The sequence below is a fragment of the Rhizobium leguminosarum genome (assembly GCF_001679785.1).
GTDB classification, from domain to species: Bacteria; Pseudomonadota; Alphaproteobacteria; order Rhizobiales; family Rhizobiaceae; genus Rhizobium; species Rhizobium leguminosarum_R.
Genome location: NZ_CP016286.1, coordinates 4,041,952 through 4,066,723 on the forward strand (window position 1 = coordinate 4,041,952; position 24,772 = coordinate 4,066,723).

Sequence of the window (24,772 nt, forward strand, 5' to 3'; positions counted from 1 at the left end):
GGGCTCGCCGGTCTCCTCTTGGCGCCGGCGAAGATGCCAGCCATCATTTGAATCATCTGTATAGGCAGACTATATGGGAGTACAAATCAGAGATGTTAACGGCGGCTGCGATACGATATGAGTTCGAACGACTTCATCACATTATTTTTCCTGGTAGCGGCTGTGCTGATTTTCTTTCAGCTCCGCTCCGTGCTCGGGCGCCGTACAGGAAATGAGAAGCCGCCGCGCGATCTCTATACACCGCGGGATGCTGCTCCGGCCGAAGCCGCCGATGCCGGCAAGGTCGTGACGCTGCCGCGGCGCGATGCGACGACGGAGGATGAAGATCGCTTCGCCGCCATCGATGCTTTCGCGGCGCCCGGAACGCCGCTCAACGAATCGCTGCGTGCGCTGAACAAGGCCGACCCCGCCTTCAGCCCGAAGGAGTTTCTGAACGGCGCCCGCATGGCTTACGAGATGATCGTCATCGCCTATGCCGATGGCGACCGGAAAACGCTGAAGAACTTGCTGTCGCGCGAAGTCTATGACGGCTTCGATGCGGCGATCGGCGAGCGCGAAGCTCGGGGCGAGAAGGTGAAGTCCACTTTCGTCGGCATCGATAAGGCCGAAATCACCCATGCGGAGACGAAGGGCAGCGAAGCGCAGATCACCGTGCGCATCGCCAGCCAGCTGATATCGGCCACCTACGACAAGGCGGATGTGCTGATCGAAGGCGACGCCGAAAACGTCGCCGAGGTCAACGACGTCTGGACCTTTGCTCGCGACACCCGCTCGCGCGATCCGAACTGGAAACTCGTGGCGACCGAATCGGAACATGAGTGACCACGCATCGGACTTCGTCCTGCAGGCCATAAGCTTCGACACTCTGGAAGGCTGGAAGGATGATGATCCCTCCGGCCTTTTTGAAGTCATGCGAAGCTGCCGGCGGCAGATCACCGATGTCAAACCGTACCGCACCGGATCGCTGGGCCTGAGCTCGGAAGACCTCCTTCCGCTTCTCGCCGCCGCCGAAGAATTCACGCCGTCATCTCCGGAATCGGCGCGCGCCTTTTTCGAGACGCACTGCCGGCCCTTTCTGATTCGCCGCAAGGACGGCAATTCCGGTTTCGTCACCGCCTTCTACGAACCTGATATCGACGTGTCGGATCGGCCGGACGAAATTTTCCGTTTTCCTTTCTACCGGCGTCCGGACGATCTGATCGATCTCGACGACGCCAATCGGCCCGCCGGGCTCGACAAGGCCTATGCTTTCGGGCGTCTGCATGGGGGACACGTCACTGCCTATCCGGACCGCCGCGCCATCGATCAGGGATTTCTCGAGGGCCGCGGCCTCGAAATCGCCTGGGCGAAGTCGAAGGTCGATGTCTTCTTCGTGCATGTGCAAGGTGCTGCCCGCCTACGCTATGAGGATGGTCGTATCGGCCGCATCACCTATGCGGCGAAGGCCGGCCATGCTTTCTCGGCGATCGGCAAGCTGCTGATCGAGCGCGGCGAGATCGATCGGGCCGAGATTTCGATGCAGGCGATCCGGGCCTGGCTGGCGCGCAATCCCGAGCGCGTCGATGAAGTGTTATGGCATAACCGCTCTTATATTTTTTTCCGTGATGCACCGGTTGCCGATCCGCAGGCAGGTCCGATCGCGGCCGCCAAGGTGCCGCTTCTCGCTGGGCGCGCGCTTGCGGTCGACCGGATGATCCATACCTTCGGCTTTCCCTTTTTCATTCGCGCCGACAGCCTCACCCATCTCGACCAGGGCCGGCCGTTCCGCAGGCTGATGCTGGCGCTCGATACCGGTTCGGCGATCGTCGGGCCGGCGCGGGGTGATATCTTTACCGGTTCGGGGGATATCGCCGGGGAAAGTGCCGGCACCGTCCGCAACGAGGCCGATTTCGTCATCCTCATTACCAATGCCGCCGCTGGACGATTCGACTGATGGCCAGGGATCGCAAGCTCAGCGCCGACGAGAGGATCCTCTGGGGCAAGGTCGCCCGCAGCACGCGGCCGATGCCCGGCAAGGCGGGGGCGTTGACCGAACTCGATGCCTTTCTTGCCGAAGCCGAAGCGGCGGCCGAACGGGAACAGGAAAAGCAGACGCCCGCGACACCTACGCCGCTGCAGCCGACAGCACCGTCAATGGCAAAGCCATCGGCCGGGGTGCATCATCCGCTGGAAAAGCCGGTCAAGCGGAAGATCGCCAAGGGTCGGCTGGCGCTCGAAGCGCGGATCGACCTGCACGGGCTGGTGCAGAGCGAGGCCCATGCCATCCTTCTCGATTTTCTGATCCGCGCCCACGAGCGCGGCATGCGCCATGTGCTTGTGATCACGGGCAAGGGCAGCTCGATGGGCAGCGACGGCGCGCTTAAGCGGGCAGTGCCTCTCTGGTTCTCGAAGCCGGAATTTCGCTACCTGATCTCCTCCTATGAGTCGGCCGCACAGCATCATGGCGGTGAGGGCGCGCTCTACATTCGCCTGTCGCGACGGCATGGGGAAAGGCCATGACACCCTTCGGAGAGGCGGTTCGCAGGTTGCGGGCGCGCAAGGGCGTCTCGCAGAAGGAGATGGCGGAAGCGCTGAATGTCTCTCCTGCCTATCTCTCGGCGCTCGAACATGGAAAGCGTGGTTTGCCGACATTCGATCTGCTGCAGCGCATCGCCGGTTACTTCAACATCATCTGGGATGAGGCCGAGGAACTGTTCCTGCTCGCCCGCTCCTCGGACCCGCGCGTCGTGATCGACACCTCCGGCCTGCCGCCGGAATATACCGAATTTGCCAACCGGCTGGCCCGGCGGATTCGCAACCTTGACAGTGCAGAGATAGGCCGGTTATCGGCTCTTCTCGAAAAAGGCGGCAAAGGCGACGGAAAAGCGTCATAATCCCCTGTTTTATGCCTTGTTTTAGGGGCTTGCCATTGGGAAGTGGGTTCAAAAAACCTATATACGAGAGTGAAGAAAGCCGGTGATTCGCAAGGCGCGCCGCAGCTTTACGACAACAGGGAAAATCTCGACAGAATGAGCGATACATCCGCGACGGAAAACGGCGTAAGCACCGAATATGGCGCAGATTCCATCAAGGTTCTGAAGGGCCTCGATGCCGTGCGCAAACGCCCCGGCATGTATATCGGCGATACAGACGACGGCTCCGGCCTTCATCATATGGTTTATGAAGTCGTCGACAACGCGATCGACGAAGCGCTTGCCGGCCATGCCGACGTCGTCACCGTCACTCTCAATCCGGATGGTTCGGTGACCGTCACCGACAACGGTCGCGGCATCCCGACGGACATTCACACCGGTGAAGGCGTGTCGGCGGCCGAAGTCATCATGACGCAGCTTCATGCCGGCGGTAAGTTCGACCAGAATTCCTACAAGGTTTCCGGCGGCCTGCATGGCGTCGGCGTCTCCGTCGTCAACGCCCTGTCCGTCTGGTTGAAGCTGAAGATCCGCCGTCACGACAAGATCCACGAAATGAGCTTCACCCATGGTGTGGCCGATGCTCCGCTGAAGGTTACGGGCGACGCGCCGAATGAGACCGGCACGGAAGTAACTTTCATGCCGAGCACCGACACCTTCACCATGACAGAGTTCGACTACGGCACGCTGGAGCATCGCCTTCGCGAACTTGCCTTCCTGAATTCAGGCGTTCGCATCCTGCTGACCGATAAGCGCCATTCCGATATCAAGCAGGAAGAACTGCGTTATGACGGCGGTCTCGAGGCTTTCGTCGCCTATCTGGACCGCGCCAAGAAGTCGCTCGTCGACAAGCCTGTCGCCATCCGCGGCGAAAAGGACGGCATCACCGTCGAGGTCGCGATGTGGTGGAACGACAGCTATCATGAGAACGTGCTCTGCTTCACCAACAACATTCCCCAGCGCGACGGCGGCACGCATATGGCCGGCTTCCGGGCGGCGCTGACGCGCCAGGTCGTTTCCTATGCCGACAGTTCCGGCATCACCAAAAGGGAAAAGGTAACGCTGCAGGGCGAAGATTGCCGCGAAGGCCTGACGGCGGTTCTGTCGGTCAAGGTGCCGGATCCGAAATTCTCCTCGCAGACCAAGGATAAGCTGGTTTCCTCGGAAGTCCGTCCTGTTGTCGAAAGTCTCGTCAACGAGGCGCTCAACACCTGGTTCGAAGAACATCCGAGCGAAGCCAAAATCCTCGTCGGCAAGGTCGTCGAGGCAGCCGCCGCACGCGAAGCCGCCCGCAAGGCCCGCGAGTTGACACGCCGCAAGGGCGCACTCGATATCGCTTCGCTGCCGGGCAAGCTCGCCGACTGCTCCGAGCGTGATCCGACAAAATCCGAAGTCTTCCTCGTCGAGGGCGATTCTGCCGGCGGCTCGGCCAAGCAGGGCCGCTCGCGCGAGAACCAGGCGATCCTGCCGCTGCGCGGCAAGATCCTGAACGTCGAACGCGCCCGTTTCGACAAGATGCTGTCGAGCCAGGAAATCGGCACATTGATCACTGCGCTCGGTACCGGCATCGGCAAAGACGAGTTCAATGTCGAAAAGCTGCGCTACCACAAGATCATCATCATGACCGACGCTGACGTCGACGGCGCCCATATTCGCACCCTGCTGCTGACCTTCTTCTTCCGCCAGATGCCGCAACTGATCGAGCGCGGTCATCTCTATATCGCCCAGCCGCCGCTCTATAAGGTCTCGCGCGGCAAGTCGGTGCAGTATCTGAAGGATGAGAAGGCGCTCGAAGAATATCTCATCAGCCAGGGCCTGGAAGATGCTTCGCTGAGGCTTGGTAGCGGCGAAGTTCGCGCCGGCCAGGATCTGCGCGAGGTCATCCTCGATGCTCTGCGTATGCGCACGCTGCTCGACAATCTCCATTCGCGCTACAATCGTTCCGCCGTCGAACAAGCGGCGATTGCTGGCGCCCTCAACGCCGAGCTCGCCAGCGACCCGGGGAGAGCGCTGGCGCTGGCAAACGAAGTGGCTGGACGCCTCGACATCATCGCCGAGGAAACCGAGCGCGGCTGGCGGGGCGATCTGACAAGTGATGGCGGCCTGCGCCTCGAGCGCATGGTCCGCGGCGTCAGGGAACTCGTCGTGCTCGACATGGCGCTGATCGGTTCCTCGGATGCCCGTCACATCGACCAGCTGACGGCACGCCTCAAGGAAATCTATCAGACGCCGCCGTCGCTGCATCGCCGCGAAGGCGACGTCGAAATCTCTGGCCCGCGCGCCTTGCTGGATGCGATCTTCGCAAGCGGCCGCAAGGGCCTCACCATGCAGCGCTACAAGGGTCTTGGCGAGATGAATGCCGAGCAGCTCTGGGAAACGACGCTTGATCCGAATGTTCGCTCGCTGCTGCAGGTCAGGGTCAACGACGCCACCGACGCCGATGGTCTCTTCGCCCGCCTGATGGGTGACGAAGTCGAGCCGCGGCGCGAATTCATCCAGGAGAATGCGCTGAGCGTTGCAAACCTCGATATCTAGTTGATATTGCAGAAATAAATGGCCCCGCTATCTTTAGGATGGCGGGGCTTTCGTTTGCCCGATATCTGCCTTGGCTTCGCTCAATTCGCGACGAAGCGCCCGTTGAAGGCGACCTCGGAGAGCGGCTTTCGCTGGCTCGGGAATTCGCGCGCCTGATAGCGCTCGGAAAGGACGCTCTTGTCGGCCAGATGACCGACGGCGATCCCGGCTTCGACACGGTAACCCTCCGGAATAGCGAACGCTTTCCTGATCTCCTCATGCTTGATGCCGCCCATGCCATGGGCATAAAAACCGGAGAGGCGCGCCTGCAGCGCCAAGTATCCCCAGGCCGCACCGGCATCGAAGGAATGGGTGTAGCTCGGCTTTTCCTCAGCTGAGCCGGCGGCCCCAGTGAAGGCGCGCGACACGACGAAGATCAGCGCTGATGCATGCCTGGCCCACTCCTGGTTGGATTCGTTGAGCAACGCGACGAATTTCTCCCAATGCTCAGATCCCTTGAGGCCATAGATGAAGCGCCAGGGCTGCTGGTTGAAAGAGGACGGCGCCCAATGGGCGGCGTCGAGCAGACTGAGCAGCTGCTTTTCCTCAATGATTTCGCCGGTGAAGGCGCGCGGCGACCAGCGGTCGAGAAAGATCGAATCGATAGGATAGTCCGATTCGCGGCTATTGCTCTTCGTCATGCTTGTTCCATGGTTTGGGGAAGAATTTGGATCGGGTTCGGCTTAGTTCGTCCAGACGATGTCGAGTTCTTCGCGGAAGGCGAAGCGCTTCAGATGATCGTCGATGACGTGCTGCATCCTTTCCTGTTGCGAGGGATCGGCGACGGAAAGTGTCATGGTCAGCGCCGCATCGTCGGCCGCAAATGTCACCTCGGCCGTATCGCTGAACGGCACCCGGCCCTTCAGAGGATCAAATTCGACGCTGAATTTATGGCTCCAGTGTTTGCAGAGCTGCTGCAGGTAGCGGCCCGCATGTTCGGTCCGTACGACGGCCTTCGAGAGATGCATTTCGAACTCCACGTCATTTTTATAGCAGAGACATATTTCCTGCTTCACCGGCTTGGCAAGCGCAGCATCGTCGCAGTTTGGGTGTACAGACTGTCTTCATAAAAGCGGCCTCACGCCCGCGTCGAAGCAGGGTAATCAACCATTTCGTCAATCGATCGGGGAGTTGCGCATGCTGGTGAACGGAAAATGGACGGAAGACTGGCAGCCCGTTCAGGCAAAGGACGAAAAGGGCGGCTTCGTCCGCCAGACCTCGAGTTTCCGCAATTGGGTGACCCCGGATGGTAGCGCCGGGCCGACGGGCGAAGGCGGCTTTGAAGCCAGCGCCGGCCGTTACCATCTCTATGTCGCCTATATCTGCCCCTGGGCCTCGCGCACCCTGATCGGCCGCAAGCTCAAAGGCCTGGAAGATATCATCTCGGTCTCGGTCGTCGAGCCGCTGCTGGGCAAGCAGGGCTGGCGCTTCGGTGACTATCCCGGCGCGACGGAGGATCACGTCAACGGCGTAACCTATATGCATGAAATCTATACCAGGGCAGCACCCGATTTCACCGGCCGGGCCACCGTGCCGGTTCTCTGGGACAAGCAGAAAAAAACCATCGTCAACAATGAATCCGCCGATATTCTGCGTATACTGAACAGCGGCTTCGGCGGTCTGGCAAAAAATCCGATCGATCTTTACCCAGCGGAGAGGCGCACCGAGATCGATGCTTTCAACGATCGCATCTATCCTGCCCTCAACAACGGTGTCTACCGCGCCGGTTTCGCCACCACGCAGATCGCCTACGAAGAAGCCTTTGCCGATGTCTTTGCCTGTCTCGACTGGGTCGAGCAGCAGTTCGAGGGCCGGTCTTTTCTCTTTGCCGATCACCCCACCGAGACGGATATCCGGCTTTTTGTAACGCTGGTGCGCTTCGACGTCGCCTATCACGGCATCTTCAAATGCAATCTGCGCCGGCTTTCCGACTATGCCAATCTGCGCGCCTTCTGTCACCAAATGCTGGATTGGCCGGGCATCGGTGAAACGGTGAATCTCGATCATATCAAGCGCGGCTACTATTCGATCGAAAGCCTCAATCCGACGAAGATCATTCCCTCCGGCCCGGATCTGGCGGAAATTTTTTAGAGCATGATGCCGGCGGGTACGGGCGGCTTTCGGCAGAAAATCATCCGAATCGCGGCGAAGCCGTACCACTTCCCGGCAAAGCCGTAATGACACCGATGAATAATTCGTTCATAGGTGGCTGCAAATCCGTTTTCGATGAGGAGGAATTCCATGAAGCTGATGCGTGTTGGCGAAGCAGGCAGTGAAAAACCAGCACTTCTCGATGCCGATGGCAAGATCCGCGATCTCTCCGGTCATGTCGCCGATATCGGCGGTGAAGCGATCGGACCGGCAGGCCTTGCAAAGATAGCGGCGATCGATCCGAAGAGCCTTCCGGAACTTGTCCCCGGCCGCATCGGCGCCTGCGTCGCGGGCACTGGCAAGTTCATCTGCATCGGCTTGAATTATTCGGATCATGCTGCCGAAACCGGTGCGACCGTGCCGCCCGAGCCGATCATCTTCATGAAAGCAACATCCGCAATCGTCGGACCGAACGACAACGTCATCATCCCGCGCGGTTCGGAAAAGACCGATTGGGAAGTCGAGCTCGGCGTCGTCATCGGCAAAACCGCCAAATATGTGACGGAAGCCGAAGCGCTGGATTATGTCGCCGGTTATTGCGTTTCCAATGACGTTTCCGAGCGCGCTTTCCAGACCGAGCGTTCCGGTCAGTGGACCAAGGGCAAATCCTGCGACACCTTTGGCCCGATCGGCCCCTGGCTTGTGACCAAGGATGAAATTGCCGAACCGCAGAACCTCGGCATGTGGCTGACGGTCAACGGCCAGAAGATGCAGAACGGCTCATCGAAAACGATGGTTTACGGGGTTGCGTTCCTCGTCTCCTATCTCAGCCAGTTCATGTCGCTGCATCCCGGTGACGTGATCTCGACCGGCACGCCCCCGGGCGTCGGCATGGGCCTCAAGCCGCCGCGTTATCTCAAGGCCGGCGACGTGGTCGAACTCGGCATCGAAGGTCTCGGCACGCAGAAACAGACCTTTGTAGCGGATCGTTAACGACGCTTCCTGTTGAGAAACTTAAGTTTTCAGGTCGATTATGATGCCGGGGATCAATTCTCCGGCATTTCTTGTGTGGGTCTGGTGCGTCAATGTTGCTGTGCAACAAAAACCTGTTAGTCTGCGCTACGTGCCCGCGTTACGAAAAGAGTCGATGCCTCTCAATCGGTGTTATCTTTTCGATAGAGAAAGGTGGCGCCTTCCAATGTTTTATCAGCTTTATGAATTGAACCATGCCGCCATGGCGCCGTTTCGCGCCGCGGCCGATATCATGCGATTTGCCTATGCCAATCCGCTGAATCCGTTCTCCCATACGCCATTCGGTCGCACGATGGCGGCAAGTCTAGAAATGTTCGAACGCACGACGCGCCGCTACGGGAAACCGGAATTCGGACTGAAGCAGACGACGATCGGTGACAAGACGGTGTCCGTCCGCGAAGAGATCGTCTGGTCGCGACCCTTCTGCAATCTTCTGCATTTCGCCCGCAGTGTTCCCGCCGCCCGCGGCAATGATCCACGCATTCTGATCGTCGCGCCGATGTCCGGCCACTATGCCACGCTGCTGCGCGGCACGGTCGAGGCGCTGCTGCCGAGTGCCGATATCTACATCACCGACTGGATCGACGCCCGCATGGTGCCGATGACGGAAGGCACGTTCGATTTCGACGATTACGTCGACTACGTCATCGAGATGCTGCATTTCCTCGGTCAGGACACGCATGTCATTGCCGTCTGTCAGCCTTCCGTCCCGGTGCTGGCTGCCGCTGCCGTGATGGAAGAAGCCAGGGATCCGCTTTCGCCGGCGTCGATGACACTGATGGGCGGCCCGATCGACACACGCATCAACCCGACGGCGGTCAACAAGCTCGCTCAGGAGCGGTCGCTGCAGTGGTTCTCCGACAATGTCATCATGAACGTGCCCTGGCCGCAGCCGGGCTTCATGCGCCCGGTCTATCCAGGATTCCTGCAGCTTTCGGGCTTCATGTCGATGAATCTTGATCGCCATCTCGTCGCGCACAAGGAGTTCTTCATGCATCTCGTGAAGAACGACGGCGAGCCGGAAAGACATCGCGATTTCTACGACGAATATCTCGCGGTCATGGATCTGACCGCCGAATTTTATCTGCAGACGGTGGAGGAGGTCTTCATTAAGCATTCGCTGCCGAAGGGCGAACTGATGCATCGCGGCAAACGCGTCGATCCGGCGGCAATTCGCAATGTGGCGCTGCTGACCGTCGAAGGTGAGAATGACGATATCTCCGGGGTTGGCCAGACAATGGCGGCGCAGACCATCTGCGTGAACATTCCCGAAGATATGCGCATGCATTATCTTCAGCCGGATGTCGGCCATTATGGTGTTTTCAACGGCTCACGTTTCCGCCGCGAGATCGCGCCGCGCATCATCAATTTCGTCCGCCAGCATTCCCGTTCCGCCATCAAGCCTCCAATCCCGCGTGTCATCAAGGGCGGCCGCACGGGCTGAATCAGAGGTAGCTGAATTAGCAAAACGGATTCAAGGCCTTGTCCGATTTCGCGGGCAATCGTCTTGAAGGCGGTTATTGCGGTAACCACATCGATTTCAGCGTTCGGTATTCTGCCGGGCGCGGAAAGCGAGGGATACCCGCACGATGAACCAGTCAGCATTGCTTCGACCGGATTGGACTCCGGCTACCATTGCCCTGATGATTCTCGGCTTCATGGTTTTCTGGCCTCTGGGTCTTGCCATGCTTGCCTACATCATCTTCGGCGACCGTCTGCGCGGCTTCAAGCGTGACGTCAACCAGGCGACCGATGGCTTCTTTGCCTCCTGCCGCCGACCGCATGGCCGTCACCGCCCGCATTTTTCGACCGGCAACGTCGCCTTTGACGACTGGCGCAAGGCCGAACTCGACCGGATGGAGGAAGAGCGCCGCAAGCTTGACGAAATGCGCGAGGAATTCGACTCCTATCTGCGCGAGCTCCGCCGCGCCAAGGATCAGGAAGAGTTCGACCGCTTCATGCGCGACCGCAGGAACGCCAAGCGCGATGACAACGGCCCGGTGGCTGAATATCAGACGCCGTAAACGCCTGAACGATGAATTGATGACCGGCATCTCTCGATGCCGGTTTTTCCATGTCTGCCCTTCCGGCGATCATTTAGATTTGCCGGCGAATCGTATAGAAAACACGCATGTTCTCGCTTCTGAAAACAAGGTCGAAGGCGCGAAAGCCGGCTCCGCCCGAAATGCGGACGCTCGATGTCGCCGGCCGGCTCATGCCGCTGACGATCAAGCAGCATGACCGGGCGACACGCATCACGCTGCGTATCGAACCGGGTGGCCGCGCCTTGAAGATGACGGTGCCGAAAGGCCTTGCGACGCGTGAGGTCAATGCCTTCCTCGATCGTCACCAGGGCTGGCTGCTTACCAAGCTTGCCAAGTTTTCGACCGATACCGGCCTGCGTGATGGCGGCGAAATCCTCCTTCGCGGCGTTTCTCACCGCATCCAGCATAGCGGCAGCTTGCGCGGGCTGACGGAGGTGGTTTCCATAGACGGCATCCCGGTGTTGCGCGTCAGCGGCATGCCGGAACATGTCGGACGGCGCATTGCGGCCTTTCTCAAGAAGGAGGCGCGCGCCGATCTCGCAAGACTGGCGACGATGCATGCCGCAACGATCCGGGCGCCGATCCGTTCGATCTCGATGAAGGATACCCGTAGCCGCTGGGGCTCCTGTTCGTCTGAAGGAAATCTGAGCTTTTCGTGGCGTATCGTCATGGCGCCGCCGTCGGTGATCGATTATCTCGCCGCCCATGAGGTCGCCCACCTCAAGGAAATGAATCACGGCCCGCACTTCTGGGCCCTCTGTGGCAAACTTTGCCCCGGCGTGGACGAGGCGAAATCCTGGCTCAAGCGGCATGGCAGCCAGTTGCATGCCATCGATTTCGACTAGCGCATAAACCCCGAAAATCGGAATCGGTTTTTCGGAAAGGATCATGCGCAGATTTAAAGTGTTAGAGCGTCCTTTGGACGCGCGGCGCTCCAGCCGAGAGCCGCGCTAAATTCAGCGTCCGTCGCAAATTGGCTCGACTCTTTCCGCATTTCGTGTCACTTCGCTGCCATGAAACCGGATATCAAAATCTGTGGCTTGAAGACGCCTGACGCTGTCGATCGCGCGCTGAAACGCGGCGCGACCCATATCGGTTTTATCTTCTTCGAAAAGAGCCCGCGCTATATTGAGCCGGACCTGGCGGCAAAACTGGCCGAACCTGCGCGCGGCAAGGCGAAGATCGTCGCCGTCGTCGTCGATCCGACCAATGACGAACTCGACGAGATCGTATCGTTGTTGAAGCCGGATATGCTCCAGCTTCATGGTAACGAGAGCCCCGAACATGTGCTGACCATAAAGGCGGTCTATGGTCTGCCGGTGATGAAGGCCTTTTCGGTGCGCACGGCAGACGACCTGAAGCGCGTCGAGGCCTATATAGGTATCGCCGACCGTTTCCTCTTCGACGCCAAAGCGCCGAAGGGTTCGGAACTGCCTGGCGGCAATGGTGTTTCCTTCGATTGGGGCCTTCTCAGCTGGCTTGACGGCAGCGTCGACTACATGCTTTCCGGCGGGCTGAACAAGGACAATGTCGCCGAGGCGCTTTTCGTCACCAAGGCACCGGGTATCGACGTCTCCTCGGGAGTCGAAACTGCGCCTGGCGTGAAAAGCGTCGCGAAGATCGATGAATTTTTTGACGCGGTCGAAAAGGCGAATGCGCCGATGATGGCCTCAGGGAGTTGAGAGTGAACGAGACGCCTAAACCGAATTCCTTCCGTTCCGGCCCCGATGAAGATGGCCGTTTCGGCATTTATGGCGGTCGTTTCGTCGCCGAAACGCTGATGCCGCTGATCCTTGATCTGCAGGACGAGTGGAACAGGGCAAAGAACGATCCTGCATTCCAGGCCGAATTGAAGCATCTCGGCGCGCATTATATCGGCCGCCCGAGCCCGCTCTATTTCGCCGAGCGACTGACGGCCGAACTCGGCGGCGCAAAGATCTATTTCAAGCGCGAGGAGCTGAACCATACCGGCTCGCACAAGATCAACAACTGCATCGGCCAGATCCTGCTCGCCAAGCGCATGGGCAAGACCCGCATCATTGCCGAAACCGGTGCCGGCCAGCACGGCGTCGCCTCCGCGACCGTTGCAGCCCGCTTTGGCCTTCCCTGTGTCGTCTATATGGGCGCCACCGACGTCGAGCGTCAGGCCCCGAACGTTTTCCGCATGAAGCTGCTCGGCGCGGAAGTCAAGCCGGTCACGGCAGGCAGCGGCACGCTGAAGGACGCCATGAACGAGGCGCTTCGCGACTGGGTCACCAATGTCGAGGATACCTATTACCTGATCGGAACGGCAGCCGGTCCGCATCCCTATCCGGAGATGGTCCGCGATTTCCAGTCGGTGATCGGCATCGAAGCGAAAGAGCAGATGCTGGCAGCCGAAGGCCGTCTTCCGGATCTGGTCATCGCTGCCGTCGGCGGCGGCTCGAACGCCATCGGCATTTTCCATCCTTTCCTGGATGATCCCTCTGTCAAGATCGTCGGCGTCGAAGCTGGCGGCAAGGGTCTGCAGGGCGACAAACATTGCGCCTCGATCACCGCCGGTTCGCCGGGCGTGCTGCACGGCAACCGCACCTACCTGCTGCAGGACGGTGACGGTCAGATCAAGGAAGGCCATTCGATTTCGGCCGGCCTCGATTATCCCGGCATCGGCCCCGAACATTCCTGGCTGAACGATACCGGCCGCGTCGACTATGTGCCGATCATGGATCACGAAGCGCTCGAGGCTTTCCAGACCCTGACCCGCCTCGAAGGCATCATCCCGGCGCTCGAGCCTTCGCATGCGATTGCCGAGGTGATCAAACGCGCACCGACGATGGGCAAGGACGAGATCATCCTGATGAACCTCTCCGGCCGCGGCGACAAGGATATCTTCACCGTCGGCAAGATTCTGGGAATGGGACTGTAAGAGATGACCGCACGCATGGACAAACGCTTTGCCGAGCTGAAGGCCGAGGGCCGTCCGGCGCTTGTGACCTATTTCATGGGCGGCGATCCCGATTACGACACCTCGCTCGGCATCATGAAGGCGCTGCCGGAGGCAGGCTCCGACATCATCGAGCTCGGCATGCCCTTTTCCGATCCGATGGCCGACGGCCCGGCGATCCAGCTGGCCGGTCAGCGGGCGCTGAAAGGCGGCCAGACGCTGAAGAAGACGCTGCAGCTGGCGGCCGATTTCCGCAAGACCAATGATGCGACGCCGATCGTGATGATGGGTTACTACAACCCGATCTATATTTACGGCGTCGAAAAATTCCTCGACGACGCGCTCGCCGCCGGTATCGACGGCCTGATCGTCGTCGACCTGCCGCCCGAGATGGATGACGAGCTCTGCATTCCGGCGATCCGCAAAGGCATCAATTTCATCCGCCTGGCGACGCCGACGACCGATGAGAAGCGCCTGCCGAAGGTCCTGAAGAACACTTCAGGCTTCGTCTACTACGTCTCGATGAACGGCATCACCGGTTCGGCGCTGCCCGATCCGTCGCTGGTTTCGGGCGCGGTCGAGCGCATCAAGCAGCATACCAAGCTGCCCGTCTGCGTCGGCTTCGGCGTCAAGACGGCGGAACATGCAAAGGTCATCGGCGGTTCGGCCGACGGCGTCGTCGTCGGCACCGCGATCGTCAATCAGGTTGCGACGAGCTTGACGCATGACGGAAAGGCAACGGCGGACACGGTTCAGGCCGTTGCCACGCTGGTGCGCGGCCTTTCCACGGGAACACGTTCGGCGCGCCTTGTTGCTGCCGAATAGTTTGCCCACATTGGCAATAAAGCATGTGGCGCAAAAGTGTGCAGCAGTTTGCGGCAACGGCATGCGGGAAACTAGGACCTAAAGCGTGGCAGCGAATCTGAAAGATCAAGGCGCGCTTTAGACTATCAGGAGTATTCGAGTTGAACTGGATCACCAACTACGTTCGCCCGCGGATCAATTCCATGCTGGGCCGTCGCGAAGTGCCGGAGAACCTCTGGATCAAGTGCCCGGAAACGGGCGAGATGGTCTTCCACAAGGACCTGGAAGGCAACAAATGGGTCATTCCGGCGTCCGGTTATCACATGAAGATGCCGGCCAAGGCGCGCCTGACCGATCTTTTCGATAATGGCGAGTTCGAATCGCTGCCGCAGCCGAAGGTCGCGCAGGATCCGCTGAAGTTTCGCGATTCGAAGAAATATAGCGATCGCCTGCGCGACAGCCGCCTGAAGACCGAACAGGAGGATACGATCCTCGCCGGTGTCGGAAAGGTGCAGGGACTGAAACTCGTGGCCGTCGTGCACGAATTCAACTTTATCGGCGGTTCGCTCGGCATGGCCGCCGGCGAGGCGATCGTCAAGGCTTTCGAGCGCGCGACGTCTGAAAAGTGCCCGCTGGTGATGTTCCCCGCTTCCGGCGGTGCGCGCATGCAGGAAGGCATCCTGTCGCTGATGCAGCTGCCGCGCACGACGGTTGCCGTCGACATGCTGAAAGAATCCGGCCAGCCCTATATCGTCGTGCTGACCAACCCGACGACGGGTGGCGTCACGGCCTCCTATGCCATGCTTGGCGATATTCATCTGGCCGAGCCCGGCGCCGAAATCGGCTTTGCCGGCAAGCGCGTGATCGAGCAGACGTTGCGTGAAAAACTGCCCGAAGGCTTCCAGACCGCCGAATATCTGCTGGAGCATGGTATGGTCGATATGGTCGTCAAGCGACACGATATTCCGGAAACGCTGGCGCGTCTCCTGAAGATCCTGACGAAGAAGCCGGTTTCGGCGGCGAACGACATGAATGGCGGCGCGATTGCCCTGGCGGCGAGCGCCTGATAACCGACAAGCAGGCGGGGTGCCGAATTGATACCCAGAGGCCAAACCGCGGTGAGCGAGGCAGCACAGGAGATCGACAAGCTCATGGGATTGCATCCCAAGGGCTTTGATCTGTCTCTCGATCGCATCACCCGTCTTCTCGATCAACTCGGCAATCCGCACAGGAAACTGCCGCCGGTGATCCATGTCGCCGGCACCAATGGCAAGGGGTCGGTCACCGCCTTCTGCCGCGCTTTGCTCGAAGCCGGCGGCTACAGCGCTCACGTGCACACCTCCCCGCATCTCGTCAATTGGCACGAGCGTTATCGCATTGGCGTCAAGGGCGGACGCGGACAGCTTGTCGACGACGCCGTCTTTGCCGGGGCCGTGCGTCGCGTGGCCGATGCCAATGCAGGACAGCACATCACCGTCTTCGAAATCCTGACGGCGGTCACCTTCATCCTGTTTTCCGAACATCCGGCCGATGCCGCGATCATCGAAGTCGGTCTCGGCGGCAGGTTCGACGCCACCAATGTCATTTCCGATCCGGCCGTTTCGGTGATCATGCCGATTTCGCTGGATCACCAGCCCTATCTCGGCGACAGGGTCGAGCTGATCGCGGCCGAAAAGGCCGGCATCATGAAACCGGGATTTCCCGTTATCATCGGTCATCAGGAATATGACGCAGCGCTCGACGTGCTGATGTCGACCGCTGAGAGGCTGCATTGCCCGAGCGCCGTCTTCGGGCAGGATTTCATGGCGCATGAGGAATATGGCCGGCTCGTCTACCAGGATGAGTTCGGGCTTGCCGACCTGCCGCTGCCGCGTCTTCCCGGCCGCCATCAATATGCCAATGCCGCCGCCGCCATTCGTGCCGTCAAGGCGGCGGGTTTCACCGTCACCGAGACGATGATGGAAAAGGCAATGAGTTCGGTCGAATGGCCGGGCCGGCTGCAGCGCCTGAGCGAGGGCCGGCTGCTGTCGCATGCGCCCGCCGGCGCCGAGATCTGGATCGATGGCGGGCATAATCCGGGTGCCGGCGAAGTGATCGCCGAAGCCATGGCCACTTTCGAGGAGCGCCAGTCGCGGCCGCTTTTTCTAATTATCGGCATGATCAACACCAAGGATCCGGTCGGTTATTTCAAGGCCTTTACCGGCTTGGTCGAAAAGGTTTTCTGCGTGCCGATCCGCGGCAGCGAAGCGATGATCGACCCGGTAATATTGTCGCATGCCGCTTATGATGCCGGTTTGGTTGCCGAACCGATGTCGACGGTCGGCGATGCGCTGGAAGCGATAAAAGCCGTCGCCGATCCGGAGGCATTGCCGCCGCGCATCCTGGTCGGCGGCTCTCTCTATCTTGTCGGCGACGTGCTTGCCGACAACGACACGCCCCCAAAATGAAGGCTGCGAAATGAAAAAAGCCCGGTCGAGCCGGGCTTTTTCGTCAATGTGATATAAATTCGTCGATATTAATCAGGCAGCGCTCGAAATCCAGTTCGAAAGAGCCGTCTTCGGCTTTGCGCCGACCGAGATATCGGCAACTTCGCCGCCCTTGAAGATTGCAAGGGTCGGAATGGAGCGCACACCGAACTGTGCAGCGAGTTCCGGGTTCTCATCGATATTCAGCTTGGCGACCTTGACCTTGCCTTCCATCTCGACGGCGATTTCTTCGAGGCTCGGAGCAATCATCTTGCACGGGCCGCACCATTCGGCCCAGAAATCGACGACGACGGGTTCTGCGGATTCCAGAACTTCCGACTGGAAGTTATTGATATCGACTTTCACGGTAGCCATGGGCTGCTCCTTTAACGGAATTGGGTGTTGAACCACATGTGATGGTGCGGTGCCGAACTTTCAATGTCCGGTATTTCACTTTGTCTTGACCGCTGCAAGCGCCAAACCGAGCGTCTTTTCGCTCAGCGTGTAGAGCGAAGCGTTCTCGGTATAGACAAGCATGCAATCGATACGCTTATCAGGATAGAGCGGCGCGAGGATCTCGCGATAGATCGCCAGCTGTGCCCGGTGCGCGAAGGGGATGGCTTCTTCAGTTGCCGGCGGTACCCGATTGGTCTTGTAGTCGAGAATGACGACACGATCGGCAAGAACGGCAAGCCGGTCGATACGGCCGGAGACGGCATAGCGCCGGTCTTCGAGCGTCAATGTTCCCATGATCGAGACTTCGGGCTGGGCCTGCGCACCGAGAACAGCCTGCAGGCCTTCCTCGTCCAATAGTTTCAGAACCGAATCGACAAGCTTGCGCCGTTCGGCTTCCGGCCAGAATCGAGCCGCCCTGTCGGCATAACGGCTCGCCGCGTCAGGCCGTTCGCCAAGTGGAATTTCGGGAAGCACCTGCAGCATGCGATGGATCAGCCTGCCCTTTTCCAGCGAACGATCGCTGCGCTCCTTTTCGCCGAACAGCGGCGAGACAACCAGCAGACCGCCCTCGTCTTCATCGATGATCGTCCCGGCGCCGGAAGGACTGAGCGGCCGGGGCAGCTCAGCCTGCGGCGGCAGTGGCCGCAACAGACCGTCGGGCAAGGTCTCCTCGCTGCCGCGCTCTTCGGTGCTATCGATACGCTCGAAGCGTCGTTCCACCCGCGGCACGCGCCATTCGACGCCCGGCCATTCCCCATCGGGACCGGAGAATGTGGTCGCCTCCACATGCGGATGGTCGTCGCGCAGTGCCGTCGAAATCATCATATGCCAGGTGTCGTTATTCACACGCACGCCACGATAGCCGCAGACGACCAGCCGGTCGGCGGCGCGCGTCATAGCGACATAGAGCAACCGGCGGTATTCCTCTTCCGCCAGCATCTGGATACGTGTGGCATCGTCCTGGGTCAGCGAATTGGCCAGATCGGAGACAGGAACCCAGACGGGCATCGGCGGCTCGTCGGGGCCGGTCTCGATCAGGCGAAGCTTCGGCAGATGGGTATGGGTGAAGGCCTTCGAACCGCCGTCGACAAGGAAAACGATCGGTGCTTCAAGACCCTTGGAGGCATGCACCGTCATGATCCGCACCTCGTTGCGCCCCTTGTCCTGCTCGCGCTTCATCACGGGGGCTTCGAGCTCCAGCGTCGAGATGAAGGATTGCAGCCCGGGAAGGCCGGAGTTCTCGTGGTCGAGCGTGAAGGTCAGGAATTCGTCGAGAATATCGCTGACCTCGGTGCCGAGACGGGCAAGGAATTGCCGCCGCCCGCCATAGCTGCCCAGCACACGCGCATAGAAATCATGGACCGACAGGCTCCTGGACTGCCGGAGAAACAGCTCCAGCCTCTCGACGGCAGCGCGGAAACGCTCGGTGCCGTCGGTGGCGAAGCTTTTGAGATGGCTCCAGACGCTCTGATTGTCGCCGCGCAACGCGGCGACCGCAAAGATGTCGTCCTCGGAGAGATCGAAAAGCGGGCTCTTCAGCACGGCGGCGAGCGAAAGGTCGTCTTCCGGCAGAAGCAGGAAACGGCCGAGCGCCAGCAGATCCTGCACGGCGATATGGCTGGTCAGCACCAGCCTGTCCGCACCGGCGACGGGAATATCGCCGCGGCGCTTCAACGCGCGTGTCAACGCATTGACGAAGGCGTCGCGCTTGCGCACCAGCACCAGGATGTCGCCCGCCTCGATCAGGCGCTCCTTGCCTTTGTCGACGATCGTTTCGCGGCCAACAAGCGTGCCGATCGAATGGGCGATCCGCCGCGCGAGGATCGCTGCCGGCGCGCTTTCCGGGGTCGCATCGAAGGGCGCCGTCCAGTCCTCCTCCTTCACCACCGCTTCCGGCGCAACCATCTCCCAGAGATCGACGGCGCCGGGATGTCCGATGCGGCTGGAACGATGCACGACCGGTTCGCCGAGCGCGCTGAGGCCGCGCGCATTCTCAGGTGTCTTGAAAATGTGGTCGACCGCCTCGAGCACGTCTGAGGTCGAGCGGAACGACAGTGGCAGCCGCACGGAGGAAAAACTCTGCCCGCTATCGGAAACGCGCCGCCGCGTCCGGTCGCTCTCCTCGGAAAAACGCTCGGGCCGCGCGCCCTGGAAGGAATAGATCGACTGCTTTTCGTCGCCGACGGCAAACAGCGTGCGCACGATCGGCCGGGCGCTTTCGCCGGAGAAGAAATCTTCGGCGAGCGACTGGATGACGCTCCACTGGATCGGGCTGGTATCCTGCGCCTCGTCGACGAGGATATGATCGATGCCCCGATCGAGCTTGTAGTGGATCCAGGGGCCGACCCCACTTTTCGTCAGGAGGTCGGCAGTGCGGGTGATCAGGTCCTCGAAATCGAGCTGGCTGCGCTGCTTCTTCAACTCCTCATAGTCGTGATTCAGCCGATCGGCGAGCACGAGCGCTGCATGCGTAGCGCCGTACATCCGCATCAGCTTCAGCCGGTCGCGGCTTGCTGCGACATGCGCGCGGGCAATGGCGATGGCCTCCGCCAGACGCGGTGCCTCGGCAAGCATGGACTTGACGAGAAATTGCGAGTCCGCCTTGGGCTCGCCCTTCACGGTCAGAAAGATCTTCTCGAGAAATTGCGCACGCCTTGCGTCATCGCGCTCCCGCCCGGCGAGCCTGAGGCCGTAAGCAACTTCCTGCGCCTTCGTGCCGCCCTTCTGGTCGGCAAGCGAGAGATAGAGCTCCAGTGTGCTGCCCGAAAGCTCCGGCAAAGGCCAATATTGCGCCGCGATCCTGTCTTCCGTGTCGCCGACGGCAAGGCCGAGCCTTTTGCGCAGAACCTTGTCCACGCCGCCCTGCTGTTCGGCCGTCGCGGTGAAACGACGAATGGCATTGCGGTTGGCGACGATGTCGCCGAGCAGGTTCTCCAGTCCGGATTCGTCGCCGAGATTGAGCACGTAGGCGAATGCCTCGGCAAGGGCGCCGTCTTCGTCAGGCGCCGTTGCCGTCAGCAGCGCCCGGCGCGCATCGGAAAGCAACGCCACCGCCGCGCGATCGTCGAGAACCGAGAAATGCCCGGCAACGTTGGCTTCCAGCGGGAACTGATGCAGCAGCGCCTCGCAAAAGGCATGGATCGTCTGGATCTTCAGTCCGCCGGGCGTCTCCAGCGCCTTGGCAAACAGCCTGCGAGCCTCGGCAAGCTTCAGTCCGTCGGGAGCCATGCCTTCGATCTGTGTGATGCGACGGCCGAGGTCTTCATCGTCAAGCACCACCCATTCCGCCAGCCGTTCGAAGACGCGGTTCGACATTTCCGACGCCGCAGCCTTGGTATAGGTGAGGCATAAAATGGCGGAAGGCCGCGCGCCTGATAGCAGCAGCCGGATGACGCGCTGTGTCAGCACATGCGTCTTGCCGGAACCGGCATTGGCCGAGACCCAGGCCGATCGCAGCGGATCGGAGGCAATCGCCTGCTGGATCGTCGTCCAGCCGATCCAGGCGCCCGGATCGTCGTCGTTGGGAAGGGCGGTCACATCACTCATCGCCGCCCTCTTCGGTTTCGGCCGTCGACCATTCGGAGACGCGGGCAAGATGATCGTAGTCGCCGCCGAAATCGAACTGCAGGGCCGGGATCAGCCGCGAGGTAAAGCCTCTTTCGCTGGATTGCAGCAAGCCCACGAATTTGACCAGCTGGTCGATCGATTCGGCTGCGAGATCCATCGCCGATTTCGCCTTGTCGCTGCGCGCCGAGCTCTCGTTGTTGACGGTATCGACTTGAAAGCGGCTTCCCGGACGCAGACGCACATAGAGAAGATCCTGCGGCAAGAGGCTGCCGGCATCGCGAAAGGCGCCGGCACTCAGGGCCGCCGCTTCGAGCGCAAGCTGCGGATCGAGAAGCACGCGCGCCTGCGCCGGTGAGGGATTGTAGCCCGTCTTGTAGTCGATGATATCGGCCGAGTTTGGTCCTGTGACGTCGATCCGGTCTGCGACGCCGGTGAGCCGGATATTGATCGGCTCCAGCTCCATACCGCCCCGTACCTCCGTCAACGTTTTCAGGATGCCATGCCGCCGTCCAGCCTCCCATTCGAGGAAGGCGAGGGCCACCGCGCGAAAGCGCGGCCGCCACACGGCATCGATATGCGGCGGCAACTTTTCCATGTCGAAAAGCTCGGAAAGGACGTGCTCCATCGCTGCTGCCGCATCCGGCGTGCCGGCGATATGGGTTTCGCGGATGAACCGGTCGATGATCTTGTGGTAGAGCGTCCCGCGTTCGGCCGCCCCAGGATCGCGATTGAACGGGTCGACGGGGTCGAGCCGCAGGACACGGCGGGCATAGATGGCATAGGGATCTCGGCGCAGGCGGCCGACTTCGCTGAAGGAATAGGATTTTGGCTGCAGCGCCAGTGGCGGTTTCGGCGAGGGGCGTTGCGCCGGCGCTTGGACCTCGCCCCGATCGATGAGAGCGGCCCATTGGAGAAACCGGTTGCCGCGACCCCTCAATTCCTTTTCGAGCGCCTCTCCGCCGAGCGCCAGCAGCCGCTGCAGCCAACGCGAGGCAACGGTCGGCGTCGAGCCCTGGCGCAGCGCGCGCGAATAGATCAGATGGCGTGTGCCGTTTGCCATCTCGAAATCATGTGCCAGCTGGCCGATGCGCCGCTCCGGCGGCTCGAGGCCGATTTCCGTCTTCATCATTCGCGGAATGAAGGGATTGTTGGCGGTCTGTCCCGGCCAGGTGCCTTCGTTCAGGCCGCCGAGGATCAGCGTATCGACGCCCTGCAGGCGGGCTTCCAGCGTGCCGAAGATGAAAAGCCTCGGATGGCTGAGCGCCCGTGGTTTCACCGCATGACCGGCGGCGAGTGCTGCCATGATGTCGATCCATTGCGGTCCGTCGGCCTCCATCTGGCCGTCCGTGTCGATCACTTCACCGAGCAGGGCGGCGAGGGCATCTCCCGCTTCGTTCGACCAGAGATCGGCGAGATTGCCTTGCGGATCGACCGCGACCGCTTCAAGCGAACGGCCGGTGCGCTCCGCCCATTCGGACAATGTGAAGCGCGCTGTTCTTCCACGATCTTCCGGCCGCTCCCGCATCAACGCTGAAGCCAGAGGCGCGGTCGCTTGTGTGACCCGCCGGGCAAGGTCGTATGCGGCGTCGGCGGCCTCACGGGAAAGCGCTTTTCGCCATTGCGGCGCGTGCCTGTCCAGCGCCTGTTCGGCAAGTTGGTGCGTGAGTAGCGGTTCCAGCGTACTGATATCCACCTCTGCCACGCCGCCGCGCAGTGCCAGCAGCTCGAGCGCTTCGGTAGCGGAAATCAACGCACCGCGCTCCAGGCCGAAGCGGGCAAGCGGATGTTTGAGCAGCGAGACGATCGCCACCGGATCGCGGGGCCGCAGCGCTGCCTCCAGCAGCAATTGCAGCAAGGTGCCCTGCGGCATGGCCGAAAGTGGTGTGCCCGCCGAATCGTCGGCGAGGATGCCGAAGCGGGAAAGCTCGGCCATCACCCGCCGCGCGAGATTGCGGTCCGGAGTGATGAGTGCTGCCCGGCTCTCGCTGTCCTGTCCCGGTCTTTCCAGCGCCAGCCGGAGCGCGATGGCAATTGCGGTTGCTTCCTCGCGCTCATTGGCGGCTTCAATCAGCGAGATGTCAGAGATGGCCGAAGACAGTGCGCCTGCGGGTAGGTCGTTTTTCCAAGCTCCCCAGTCGCTGGTCGCCTCCGCCGGGGCAAGGGCCCGCGACAGGATTTCGGCACGCCGCTCAAGATCGGCCTCCGGTCTGTCGAGCAGCGTGACGTCGGCCCGCGTCAGCTTCAGCCGCTTGAGCAGCGACGACAGACCATATTGCGGATGGCTCCGGCTTGCCGGATTGGCATGTTGGCCTGGCGCCGGTTCCGGCGCGACCATCTGCCAGTGCCTTTCGGGCATGGAGAGATCCAGACCCGGAAGCACGATTACGCCTTCCGGCAGATGGGCGACGGCGGTAATGAGATCGGCGGTGGCGGGAACGGAACCCGTCGAACCGGCGATGATGATCGGCCCGGCGGGTTTCGTTGCCGAAAGCCGGCTTGCTTCGGCCCGGAGAATGGCGTTTCTGTGCCGCGCCGGCGAGGATTTGCCGAGTTCGGACAGCCGTTCCGGCCAGAATGCGCTGGCGATCTGCAGGAACTCCACCGTCAGCTGCCACCAGGCGGCATAATCGCCGGTATCGAGTTTCGACAGTTCCGACCAGTCGAGATCTTCGGTTTCGATGGAATCGATCAGTTCGGCAAGATTGCGGGCGAGCCAGATCGCATCGGCCGGGCTTGCCGGCGCGACGAGCGGCGAGTCCGAGTGAATGTGGCGAACGATCTCCGGCAGCTTGTTTCGCCAGGCGAGGATCAGACGCGCAAGCTCCAGCAGACGGGCGGTATTCGACAGCGGCTGAGCGAGATCGATCGTTGCCGGCAGCGCCTCGTCGAAATAGCCGCTATCGTCATCGGTTTCACCGAGCGGGCGGATGACGGGGAGGATCGCCGAGCGGCCGCCGAGCAGGTCGACGAATTCGGACCGCAGCACACGCACGGCGCGCCGGGTCGGCAGGTAGATCGTTACTTTTGCAAGCGATAGCGGATCATCGGCGTCGTGCCGGAAAATCGACGTCAATCGGCCGTCGCAAAGTGTGGTCGCCAGCGTTTTCAGGAAGGAGAGTCCCGCCGGGATCGTCAAGATGCGTGGCTGGTGCCGCTCCGCCATGGCTTACGCAAACGTCCGCAATCGCCGGATCGTTTCCTCCGCCTCGCCGATCGCCTCGGGCGTGCCGACCGTCAGCCAATGGCCTTCGAGCACCATGCCGAAAAGCCGTCCACGCGCGATCGCCTTGTCGAAATAGATATTGAGGTTGAAGGCATCCTTCGGTGCATCGTCGAACAGCGACGGGTTCATGGCGATCGCGCCGGCATAGACGACGGGGTTGGAAGGATTGTCTCGATAACGCGTCAGCCGGCCATCGGCCGCGAGACTGAAGTCGTTCTTGCCATTGTGACCCGTCGTATGCTCGATCCCAACGCAAAGCAGCGCCATATCCATGCGTTCGGCATCGAAGAATCCGGCTAAGCGTTCCAGGTTCGTCGGCCGCCCCGGCTGTTCGCCGATCCAGAAGAGATCGGCATTCATGACGAAGATATTGTCGCGGCTAAGCAGCCTCAGCCCCTTAGCCAGGCCGCCGCCGGAATTCATCAGTGCGTCCCGCTCGTCCGATATGGCGATGTCGAGGCCGTGATAATTCCCGAGATGTTCGAGCATCTGGTCGGCGTGATGGTGAACGTTGACAACGGCGCGTTTTATGCCGGCCGCCACCAGCGAATCCAACGCGTAGTCGATCATCGGCTTGCCGTCGATCTTCACCAGCGGCTTTGGGATCTTGTCGGTGATCGGGCGCATGCGGGTTCCGAGACCCGCGGCCAGTACCATGGCTTGTCTGATGGTCATTCTGATCC

Annotated in this window: 21 protein-coding genes; 15 read left to right on the plus strand and 6 right to left on the minus strand. The window is 60.9% G+C overall.

All coding sequences use genetic code 11. The annotated features are described in order from the left end of the window. Positions 1-117 precede the first annotated feature (117 nt). From BA011_RS19700 to gyrB, 5 genes are all read left to right on the plus strand, one after another. Positions 118-822 (plus strand): Tim44/TimA family putative adaptor protein, encoded by a 705-nt coding sequence (locus tag BA011_RS19700; protein WP_017962629.1) that lies wholly within the window; start codon positions 118-120, stop codon positions 820-822. Then, positions 815-1,933, plus strand: a complete 1,119-nt coding sequence (locus tag BA011_RS19705; protein ID WP_017962630.1) for a murein transglycosylase A — start codon at positions 815-817, stop codon at positions 1,931-1,933. The genes BA011_RS19700 and BA011_RS19705 overlap by 8 nt, the downstream gene beginning before the upstream one ends. Then, entirely contained in the window at positions 1,933-2,499 is a 567-nt protein-coding gene (locus tag BA011_RS19710; RefSeq protein ID WP_017962631.1) for a Smr/MutS family protein, read from the plus strand. Before BA011_RS19705 ends, BA011_RS19710 begins: the two co-directional genes overlap by 1 nt. Beyond that, positions 2,496-2,873, plus strand: coding sequence for a helix-turn-helix domain-containing protein (locus tag BA011_RS19715; protein WP_017962632.1), 378 nt, complete (start codon positions 2,496-2,498; stop codon positions 2,871-2,873). Before BA011_RS19710 ends, BA011_RS19715 begins: the two co-directional genes overlap by 4 nt. Before the next feature lie 135 nt (positions 2,874-3,008). Next, on the plus strand, positions 3,009-5,444 hold the full coding sequence (gene gyrB, locus BA011_RS19720) for a DNA topoisomerase (ATP-hydrolyzing) subunit B (RefSeq protein WP_065282600.1): 2,436 nt from the start codon (positions 3,009-3,011) through the stop codon (positions 5,442-5,444). Positions 5,445-5,524: 80 nt separating this feature from the next. On the opposite strand, the gene BA011_RS19725 is transcribed toward gyrB, so the two are convergent. Both BA011_RS19725 and BA011_RS19730 read right to left on the minus strand, forming a co-directional pair. Continuing rightward, positions 5,525-6,124, minus strand: coding sequence for a nitroreductase family protein (locus tag BA011_RS19725; RefSeq protein WP_065281688.1), 600 nt, complete (start codon positions 6,122-6,124; stop codon positions 5,525-5,527). Between the two features lie 42 nt (positions 6,125-6,166). Continuing rightward, on the minus strand, positions 6,167-6,451 hold the full coding sequence (locus BA011_RS19730; RefSeq protein WP_065282601.1) for a DUF2218 domain-containing protein: 285 nt from the start codon (positions 6,449-6,451) through the stop codon (positions 6,167-6,169). Positions 6,452-6,620: 169 nt separating this feature from the next. On the opposite strand from BA011_RS19730, the gene BA011_RS19735 reads away from it, so the two are divergent. The 10 genes from BA011_RS19735 to BA011_RS19780 all read left to right on the plus strand — a co-directional run bounded on the left by BA011_RS19735 (position 6,621) and on the right by BA011_RS19780 (position 16,825). Continuing rightward, entirely contained in the window at positions 6,621-7,574 is a 954-nt protein-coding gene (locus tag BA011_RS19735) for a glutathione S-transferase family protein (RefSeq protein WP_151343502.1), read from the plus strand. A gap of 150 nt (positions 7,575-7,724) precedes the next feature. Further along, positions 7,725-8,567 (plus strand): fumarylacetoacetate hydrolase family protein, encoded by an 843-nt coding sequence (locus tag BA011_RS19740; protein WP_065281690.1) that lies wholly within the window; start codon positions 7,725-7,727, stop codon positions 8,565-8,567. Between the two features lie 205 nt (positions 8,568-8,772). Further along, positions 8,773-10,050, plus strand: a complete 1,278-nt coding sequence (locus BA011_RS19745) for a polyhydroxyalkanoate depolymerase (protein ID WP_065281691.1) — start codon at positions 8,773-8,775, stop codon at positions 10,048-10,050. A gap of 145 nt (positions 10,051-10,195) precedes the next feature. Next, positions 10,196-10,630, plus strand: coding sequence for a DUF2852 domain-containing protein (locus BA011_RS19750; protein WP_017962639.1), 435 nt, complete (start codon positions 10,196-10,198; stop codon positions 10,628-10,630). 107 nt (positions 10,631-10,737) lie between these two features. Continuing rightward, positions 10,738-11,496 carry a M48 family metallopeptidase gene (locus BA011_RS19755; protein WP_065281692.1) on the plus strand — a complete coding sequence of 253 codons (759 nt, stop codon included), beginning with the start codon at positions 10,738-10,740 and terminating at the stop codon, positions 11,494-11,496. A 168-nt stretch (positions 11,497-11,664) separates the two neighbouring features. After that, complete coding sequence (locus tag BA011_RS19760; RefSeq protein WP_065281693.1) at positions 11,665-12,333, plus strand: phosphoribosylanthranilate isomerase; 669 nt, start codon at positions 11,665-11,667, stop codon at positions 12,331-12,333. A 2-nt stretch (positions 12,334-12,335) separates the two neighbouring features. Beyond that, on the plus strand, positions 12,336-13,556 hold the full coding sequence (gene trpB / locus BA011_RS19765; protein ID WP_065281694.1) for a tryptophan synthase subunit beta: 1,221 nt from the start codon (positions 12,336-12,338) through the stop codon (positions 13,554-13,556). Positions 13,557-13,559: 3 nt separating this feature from the next. After that, the gene (gene trpA, locus BA011_RS19770) at positions 13,560-14,399 is read left to right on the plus strand and encodes a tryptophan synthase subunit alpha (RefSeq protein WP_029874599.1); all 840 of its coding nucleotides are present in this window, start codon (positions 13,560-13,562) and stop codon (positions 14,397-14,399) included. A gap of 140 nt (positions 14,400-14,539) precedes the next feature. Next, entirely contained in the window at positions 14,540-15,445 is a 906-nt protein-coding gene (gene accD, locus BA011_RS19775; protein WP_065281695.1) for an acetyl-CoA carboxylase, carboxyltransferase subunit beta, read from the plus strand. Positions 15,446-15,472: 27 nt separating this feature from the next. Then, positions 15,473-16,825, plus strand: a complete 1,353-nt coding sequence (locus BA011_RS19780) for a bifunctional folylpolyglutamate synthase/dihydrofolate synthase (protein ID WP_186806466.1) — start codon at positions 15,473-15,475, stop codon at positions 16,823-16,825. Positions 16,826-16,897: 72 nt separating this feature from the next. Here the strand turns inward: BA011_RS19780 and trxA are convergent, their stop codons facing one another. The 4 genes from trxA to BA011_RS19800 form a co-directional block, all read right to left on the minus strand. Then, positions 16,898-17,218 carry a thioredoxin gene (gene trxA, locus BA011_RS19785; protein WP_003544118.1) on the minus strand — a complete coding sequence of 107 codons (321 nt, stop codon included), beginning with the start codon at positions 17,216-17,218 and terminating at the stop codon, positions 16,898-16,900. A 75-nt stretch (positions 17,219-17,293) separates the two neighbouring features. After that, complete coding sequence (gene addA, locus BA011_RS19790) at positions 17,294-20,845, minus strand: double-strand break repair helicase AddA (protein ID WP_065281696.1); 3,552 nt, start codon at positions 20,843-20,845, stop codon at positions 17,294-17,296. After that, positions 20,838-24,029 (minus strand): double-strand break repair protein AddB, encoded by a 3,192-nt coding sequence (gene addB, locus BA011_RS19795; RefSeq protein ID WP_065281697.1) that lies wholly within the window; start codon positions 24,027-24,029, stop codon positions 20,838-20,840. The genes addA and addB overlap by 8 nt, the downstream gene beginning before the upstream one ends. A gap of 3 nt (positions 24,030-24,032) precedes the next feature. Beyond that, entirely contained in the window at positions 24,033-24,764 is a 732-nt protein-coding gene (locus tag BA011_RS19800; protein ID WP_065281698.1) for a nucleotidyltransferase family protein, read from the minus strand. Positions 24,765-24,772: the final 8 nt, after the last annotated feature.

What these genes read in the sequence shown, in the direction of transcription:
- BA011_RS19700 (WP_017962629.1), top strand. Translation starts at nt 118, where the DNA reads ATGAGTTCGAACGACTTCATCACATTATTTTTCCTGGTAGCGGCTGTG.
- BA011_RS19705 (WP_017962630.1), top strand. Translation starts at nt 815, where the DNA reads ATGAGTGACCACGCATCGGACTTCGTCCTGCAGGCCATAAGCTTCGAC.
- BA011_RS19710 (WP_017962631.1), top strand. Translation starts at nt 1,933, where the DNA reads ATGGCCAGGGATCGCAAGCTCAGCGCCGACGAGAGGATCCTCTGGGGC.
- BA011_RS19715 (WP_017962632.1), top strand. Translation starts at nt 2,496, where the DNA reads ATGACACCCTTCGGAGAGGCGGTTCGCAGGTTGCGGGCGCGCAAGGGC.
- gyrB (WP_065282600.1), top strand. Translation starts at nt 3,009, where the DNA reads ATGAGCGATACATCCGCGACGGAAAACGGCGTAAGCACCGAATATGGC.
- BA011_RS19725 (WP_065281688.1), bottom strand. Translation starts at nt 6,124, where the DNA reads ATGACGAAGAGCAATAGCCGCGAATCGGACTATCCTATCGATTCGATC.
- BA011_RS19730 (WP_065282601.1), bottom strand. Translation starts at nt 6,451, where the DNA reads ATGCATCTCTCGAAGGCCGTCGTACGGACCGAACATGCGGGCCGCTAC.
- BA011_RS19735 (WP_151343502.1), top strand. Translation starts at nt 6,621, where the DNA reads ATGCTGGTGAACGGAAAATGGACGGAAGACTGGCAGCCCGTTCAGGCA.
- BA011_RS19740 (WP_065281690.1), top strand. Translation starts at nt 7,725, where the DNA reads ATGAAGCTGATGCGTGTTGGCGAAGCAGGCAGTGAAAAACCAGCACTT.
- BA011_RS19745 (WP_065281691.1), top strand. Translation starts at nt 8,773, where the DNA reads ATGTTTTATCAGCTTTATGAATTGAACCATGCCGCCATGGCGCCGTTT.
- BA011_RS19750 (WP_017962639.1), top strand. Translation starts at nt 10,196, where the DNA reads ATGAACCAGTCAGCATTGCTTCGACCGGATTGGACTCCGGCTACCATT.
- BA011_RS19755 (WP_065281692.1), top strand. Translation starts at nt 10,738, where the DNA reads ATGTTCTCGCTTCTGAAAACAAGGTCGAAGGCGCGAAAGCCGGCTCCG.
- BA011_RS19760 (WP_065281693.1), top strand. Translation starts at nt 11,665, where the DNA reads ATGAAACCGGATATCAAAATCTGTGGCTTGAAGACGCCTGACGCTGTC.
- trpA (WP_029874599.1), top strand. Translation starts at nt 13,560, where the DNA reads ATGACCGCACGCATGGACAAACGCTTTGCCGAGCTGAAGGCCGAGGGC.
- trxA (WP_003544118.1), bottom strand. Translation starts at nt 17,218, where the DNA reads ATGGCTACCGTGAAAGTCGATATCAATAACTTCCAGTCGGAAGTTCTG.
- addA (WP_065281696.1), bottom strand. Translation starts at nt 20,845, where the DNA reads ATGAGTGATGTGACCGCCCTTCCCAACGACGACGATCCGGGCGCCTGG.
- addB (WP_065281697.1), bottom strand. Translation starts at nt 24,029, where the DNA reads ATGGCGGAGCGGCACCAGCCACGCATCTTGACGATCCCGGCGGGACTC.
- BA011_RS19800 (WP_065281698.1), bottom strand. Translation starts at nt 24,764, where the DNA reads ATGACCATCAGACAAGCCATGGTACTGGCCGCGGGTCTCGGAACCCGC.